Annotated in this window: 7 protein-coding genes; 4 read left to right on the top strand and 3 right to left on the bottom strand. The window is 31.6% G+C overall.

The annotated features are described in order from the left end of the window. A partial coding sequence (locus FD06_RS02405) for a hypothetical protein (RefSeq protein WP_202812973.1) occupies window positions 1–559 on the bottom strand: 559 nt, incomplete at its 3' end. A 131-nt stretch (window positions 560–690) separates the two neighbouring features. Beyond that, window positions 691–1,584 (bottom strand): ROK family protein, encoded by an 894-nt coding sequence (locus tag FD06_RS02410; protein ID WP_056965861.1) that lies wholly within the window; start codon window positions 1,582–1,584, stop codon window positions 691–693. Between the two features lie 259 nt (window positions 1,585–1,843). On the opposite strand from FD06_RS02410, the gene scrK reads away from it, so the two are divergent. The 3 genes from scrK (at window position 1,844) to FD06_RS07500 (ending at window position 4,868) form a co-directional block, all read left to right on the top strand. Further along, the gene (scrK, locus tag FD06_RS02415; RefSeq protein ID WP_056965863.1) at window positions 1,844–2,737 is read left to right on the top strand and encodes a fructokinase ScrK; all 894 of its coding nucleotides are present in this window, start codon (window positions 1,844–1,846) and stop codon (window positions 2,735–2,737) included. A 24-nt stretch (window positions 2,738–2,761) separates the two neighbouring features. Further along, window positions 2,762–4,108, top strand: a complete 1,347-nt coding sequence (locus FD06_RS02420) for a glucose-6-phosphate isomerase (protein WP_054658853.1) — start codon at window positions 2,762–2,764, stop codon at window positions 4,106–4,108. A gap of 151 nt (window positions 4,109–4,259) precedes the next feature. After that, window positions 4,260–4,868, top strand: a complete 609-nt coding sequence (locus FD06_RS07500; RefSeq protein ID WP_082605263.1) for a helix-turn-helix domain-containing protein — start codon at window positions 4,260–4,262, stop codon at window positions 4,866–4,868. Here the strand turns inward: FD06_RS07500 and FD06_RS02430 are convergent. After that, on the bottom strand, window positions 4,858–5,925 hold the full coding sequence (locus FD06_RS02430) for a M24 family metallopeptidase (RefSeq protein WP_056965865.1): 1,068 nt from the start codon (window positions 5,923–5,925) through the stop codon (window positions 4,858–4,860). The genes FD06_RS07500 and FD06_RS02430 overlap by 11 nt on opposite strands. A 131-nt stretch (window positions 5,926–6,056) precedes the next feature. Between FD06_RS02430 and FD06_RS02435 the strand changes: the two genes are divergently transcribed. Then, window positions 6,057–6,448 (top strand): helix-turn-helix domain-containing protein (locus tag FD06_RS02435; RefSeq protein ID WP_056965867.1); only part of this gene is annotated, 392 nt, incomplete at its 3' end.

Consider the following 6,448-nt stretch of genomic DNA (forward strand, 5'->3'; position numbering starts at 1 on the left):
CATTGTATGCATTTACTTTGGCAACGTTAGTGGGATGTTGTGCATTATATGCATCAATGTGTGATTGTTTTGATAATGATTGTGAAATATTATTAGCTTTTTCAGATTGTGAATTATTATTAAAATTATCTGATGGATTATCGCTAGAATTCAAGTTATATAATATGGTATTTAAACTACCATTAATGCTAGATTCATTCTTTTTAACATTATTTTTGGTGTCAATATTTTTGCTATTAGTATTATCTAATTTTTGATCATTAACAGAAACATTATTTTTTTTATGTGAATTATTTTTGTTTATGGTTTTAATTTCATGTTCCAATTTGTTAATTTGTTTTTTCAAAATTTTTCTTTGATGCTTATTAGCATGCTTGTATTGTTTTTTCAAAGCACGAAGTTTTTTATTCAAAGATTTTACATTCTTATTGTTTTTCTTTGATAATTTTGAATATGTAACATGATGCTTATTAGATGCACTAGCAACTGTATTAAATGATGATAATGACAAAAGTGACAAAGCCACACCGCAAACTAATGCTGTTTTTTTTAGATTCATAAATAAAGACTCCCTTTTATACTTAATATAAAATTAATTTTCTTAACATAAAATTAATAATTTTATATTTATATTATACATTAATAACAAAAAAATAAAAGGCATGCCTTTCAAAGGCTTGCCTTTTATAATTAATCATTAAATGTTTCCTCAGTATAAAACTTTTTCTTAGCTAACGATAAATTCCCAATGATAGCTAACTTACGATTAGAATGTGATGGCATCTGAATATAGTTCTCAAGATTTCCAACATCAATGTAACCATTGAATAATTTTTCAAACTGTGCTCTAACTTTTTTAATTTCAACTTCATTAATTATTTTACCACCTAAGATAATCTTTTTAGGACGTGTAATTAAAGTAGCTTGAATTGTAGCTTGAGCAATATAATATGCCACAATGTCCCACACTGGATCAAACATTGAAATTTCTTTATAGCTTTTTCCCATTCTTGCTTGAATTGCTGGCTCGGATACCAATCCTTCTAAGCAATCGCCTTGATATGGACAAACTCCTTTAAATACCAAATCATCTGGGTGGCGTTTAGGAATAATATGACCAATTTCAGGACTTCCGTTATAACCAATAAATTCACCGTTATCGATTATACCTGCACCTACACCTTTACCAAAAGTAATATATGCTAGTGATAAAACTGGGTTGTCTTGTAAAATTGAATCAATATATTCACCATAAGCAGCACTATTTACATCCGTCGTAAATGACATTGGTACATGCAAATAATTTTGCAATGTTCCTAGCAAATTAAAATTAGACCAACCTTTTCTAGAAGTGTCAATAATATAACCATACTTTGGTGAATATGTTCTTAATTCAATAGGTCCAAATGAAGAAACTCCAATTGCTTTTACTTCATTAAAATTTTTAAAGTACTCAACTATTGATTTTAAAGTTTGTTCAGGCGTTGTTAATGGAATTTCAATTTTATCTTTAATGTTAATTTGACCATCGCCAACTGCACAAGTTACTTCATCGTCACGAGCTTCAATACTACCAAACAGCATAAGCATTATCCTCTTTCATATTTAAAATAAATACTGTGTCATTAATTTAAAAGATAGCACTTTATGTAATCGCTTACAACATTAAAGTATCAACTTATTAATATTTTGTAAACTAAGTATATTTTCATTGTAAGCGTTATCATTTTGTGCTATTTTTAAGATGTATTAAAAATAATAATGCTTACGATTATTCATATCAAATTGACTTGAGTTATTAATTATCTCAACTTGGTGTGGGTCATCGAGAGGAGATAATGATATGTTATTTGGTAGCATTGAAGCCGGCGGAACAAAATTCGTCTGTGCCGTAGGTAATGAAAATTACGAAATAATTGATAGTGTCCACATTCCCACTACAACTCCAGAAGAAACTTTACACAAATGTGTAGAATACTTCCAAAAATTTCCTGAAATTAAAGCAATGGGAATTGCATCATTTGGGCCTATTGAAGTCAGAATTGATAACCCTAAGTATGGATACATTACTGACACTCCAAAACCTAACTGGAGCAATACTAACTTTTTAGGAACTATGAAAAAATACTTTAAAATTCCAATGTATTGGACTACTGATGTTAATGGTTCCGCATATGGTGAATATATTACATCCATTAAAAATCATAAGCCAGTGCGCTCATTGGTTTACTACACGATTGGAACCGGTGTTGGTGGTGGTATCGTCAATAACGGACATTTCTTGGGCTACATGGGACATCCCGAAATGGGCCATGTTCGTTTAAAGAGAGCTCAAGGTGATGAAAACTTTAAGGGACTATGTCCTTATCATCATGATTGTTTAGAAGGATTAGCTGCTGGCCCAACTTTTGATGCTAGAACTGGTAAAAAAGGTAAAGATGTTCCTATCTCAGACCCCGTTTGGGATATTGAAGCATTTTACATCGCACAGGCCGCTATTCAAGCGACATTATTTATTCGACCTGAAAAAATTATTTTTGGTGGTGGCGTAGTTAGTGAAGAATTGCTCGATAAAGTTAGAGACCAATTCAGCAAACTCTTCAACAATTATTTATCAGTTGGTGATTTAAAGCACTACATTACTATGCCAACAGTTGAAGATAACGGTTCTGCCACTGTCGGTAACTTTGCGCTTGCATTAAAACAATATTACAAAGAAAATATAGTTAAAATATAATTTTCTATATACAAGGTGAAAAATATGAGTTATTTAAATTTTGATGCGTCAGCTTTAGAAAAGTATGTAAATAAAAATGAATTAAATGAAATTAAACCAATGGTAAACACCGCAAAGGATTTATTAATGTCTGGTAATGGTGTAGAAAGTCAAATGCGTCAATGGCTAGATTTACCAACTAATTATGATAAAGCAGAATTTGATCGAATTAAAGCAGCGGCTAAAAATATCCAAGCTAATTCAAAGGTATTGGTTGTAATTGGAATCGGTGGGTCTTATTTAGGGGCTAAAATGGCAATTGATTACCTTCACGAAAGCTATTTTAACTACCTACCAGACGATAAAAGAGAATTCCCACAAATTCTATTTGCAGGAAATTCAATTAGTGGATCTTATATTAATAGTTTAATTAAAATAATTGGTAATCGAGACTTTTCTGTTAACGTTATTTCCAAATCAGGAACTACTACTGAACCATCGATTGCTTTTAGAATCTTCCACAAATTATTAATTGATAAGTATGGGGTTAAAGATGCTAACAAACGTATCTACGTAACTACCGATGCTAAAAATGGGTCACTTCGCCAAGAAGTAAAAGACAATGGCTATGAATCGTTCATTATTCCTGATGGTGTTGGAGGTCGATACTCAGTATTAACACCTGTCGGACTATTGCCAATCGCAGTATCTGGAGTGGATATTGAAGCATTAATGAATGGTGCTGCTCAAGCACAAAGTGAATTTGCCGAAAAACCTTTAGAAGAAAATGCTGCCTTAAAATACGCTGCATACCGCAATATTTTATACCGTAAGGGTTACACCAATGAAATTTTTGAGGGCTATGAACCTAATTTAAGATATTTTGCTGAATGGTGGAAACAACTAGCCGGTGAATCTGAAGGTAAAGACTTTAAAGGTATCTACCCTACTTCAGCCATGTTTTCAACTGACTTGCATTCACTCGGTCAATACATTCAACAAGGTCGTCGTGATTTAATGGAAACCGTCATTAAGATTCAAAATCCACCCATGGACATTGATGTTCCTGTAACTGGGAAAAATGGTGATGGAATTCAATATCTAGAAGGTAAAACTATGAATTACGTAAATGATAAAGCCTTCGAAAGCGTTATTCTTGCCCATACTAACGGTGGTGTGCCAAATATGATTATTAACGTTAAGGATCAAACTCCATTTACACTAGGATATGCAATTTACTTCTTTGAGTTTGCCATTGCAGTTTCTGGATACTTAAATGGTATTAATCCGTTTAACCAACCTGGAGTTGAAGACTACAAACAAAACATGTTCGCTCTACTAGGTAAACCCGGATATGAAGATTTAAAAGCAAAAATTAATAAAGAAAGATAATTTACCGATTAATAATAAAAAACCATCTAAATCAAGTCTTTAGATGGTTTTTATTTACCTTTTTCGACAAATAAAATAAGTGCAACAATACATAGCTAGATAATGAATGAACACTAGCATATGATAAAAGTCAACCAAGGGAGTGATTTTAATGGAATTTGGTAAAAGACTACAAAGCGAACGAGTAAATAATAAGTTAACTCAAGATGAAGTAGCAAATAAATTAATTGTTTCTAGACAAACTATTTCCAGCTGGGAAAATGAACGGACCTATCCTGATATAAATAGTTTAATTAAGTTAAGTAACCTCTACCACGTTTCATTAGATACCCTGCTTAAGGAGGATTCTGGAATGAAAGAATATTTAGAGAAAAAAGAAATCGCAGCAAATTTAAAACCGGTGATAAGAATTTTGTTGTTAATTGATTTATTATTTTTAGCTATAATGATGCTTAACAGTTTTAAGGTCATTAAATTTAATTCAATCTCTTTGTTACTAGTAACAATTATTGGAATATCTAATGCAGTTGCATTAGTTTATTTAAAACATTTTATGACAAATATCGGAGTTAGTAAAAACAATAAATTTATCGACTTTCTACGTTACTACAAATATTACTCAATATCAGTTAGTCTTATATTTACTGCTGTAGGTATAACGATTGCTTACTATATGAATGACATTTTAGGTGGCTTAATTGCTGGATTAGGAATGGCAACGGTAATATTGTTACTATTACCTAAAAAATTTATAAGATAATCAAATCTTTAGGAGCAGAAGTTAAAATTTCTGGTCCATTTTCAGTTACTAACACATCGTCCTCAATTCTAATACCACCCTTACCAGGCAGATAAATCCCTGGTTCAGCCGTTAAAATGTAATTACGATGAATGTCAGCTTTACAACTAGGATTTAAAATAGGCGTTTCATGAATGTCCAATCCAATACTATGACCACCGCCATGCCCATAGTATTTGCCATAACCCTTAGCGGCAATGTAATCACGTGCAGCGGCATCAACTAATTTACCGGAAGCATTATCATGCATGGCCTTAATCATTTTATCTTGAGCATTTAATACCACTTCATAGGCATTAATTAATTCTGCACCTGGGTTTCCTACTGCAAAAGTTCGGGTCATATCAGAAGTATAATCATCATAATAAAAGCCGAAGTCGATTGTCACTAAATCGCCATTATTAATTTTTTTATTAGTGGCATCACCATGTGGTAATGATGAACGCAGCCCACTCGCCACGATGGTATCAAAACTTGTTTTTTGTGCGCCATGTTTAATCATCCAGTCATATATCATTAATTCAATATCTTTTTCGGTCATCCCAACTTTAACGTAATTTAAAACAGCTTCATAAGCTTCACTAGTTAACTGACAAGCCTTACGAATCGCTTTGATTTCAGTTGAATCCTTTTTATCTCTAAAGTTTTCAATTAGATTTTTTAATCCAACTAAACGATTAGGAATTAATTGATTCAATACTTGGAATCTTGCAAAATCAATCGACTGTTCAAAACCAACTTTTCCTTCAGTTTTATTTAAAATTTCAGCTGCTATTTTATAATAGTTTCTAGTTATCTTCAAAGTTACCCCTAAAACGTTTTTAGATTCCATTTCTTCTGCATATCTAGAATCAGTAATTAAGTATATATTTTTTGGAGTAATAACTACGCACCCATCTCCATTAGCACCTTTGAAATGTGCTAAATAATTCATATTAAACGGATTAGTAACTATCATATTTTCGATATTATTTTTCTGCATCGCAGCTCTTAAATTTTCTAAACGATGATTAGTCATAGTGAACACTCCCTAATTAAATTGTCTAGAATAATAACGCATTTATATAAAATAGTCCAAAAATAAAAGAGTCCTGAAGTGACCCCCAAAAGTTGGACAATAAAATGTTCAATAATTTGGGGGTTATTTTTTTGGTTAAATTTAGTAGCAAATTAAAATTACAAATAGTATTAGAATACTTATCAGGGACTGGTTCAACTTCGTTGAACCACAAGTATAATATTAATGGTAGTGCCACTGTACTATTTTGGGTACGAATATATAAAAAATATGGAATTAATGGTTTAATTACTAAGCATAGTAAACGTGCATATTCTTATATGTATAAATTAAAAGTGCTGAACTGGATGAGGCTCCACAAAAGCTCATACCCAGAAACAGCACTTCATTTTAATATATCTTCACCATCATCCATATTCGTATGGGAGAGAAGATTAGAAAATAGGACGCTTAATCACATGACAATCAAACATCCACTAGAAAAGAATCTCACAAAAAGTAATATTAAGCAAATTAAAATTTT

The organism is Apilactobacillus ozensis DSM 23829 = JCM 17196 (genome assembly GCF_001435995.1).
In the GTDB taxonomy this organism is placed as follows: Bacteria; Bacillota; Bacilli; order Lactobacillales; family Lactobacillaceae; genus Apilactobacillus; species Apilactobacillus ozensis.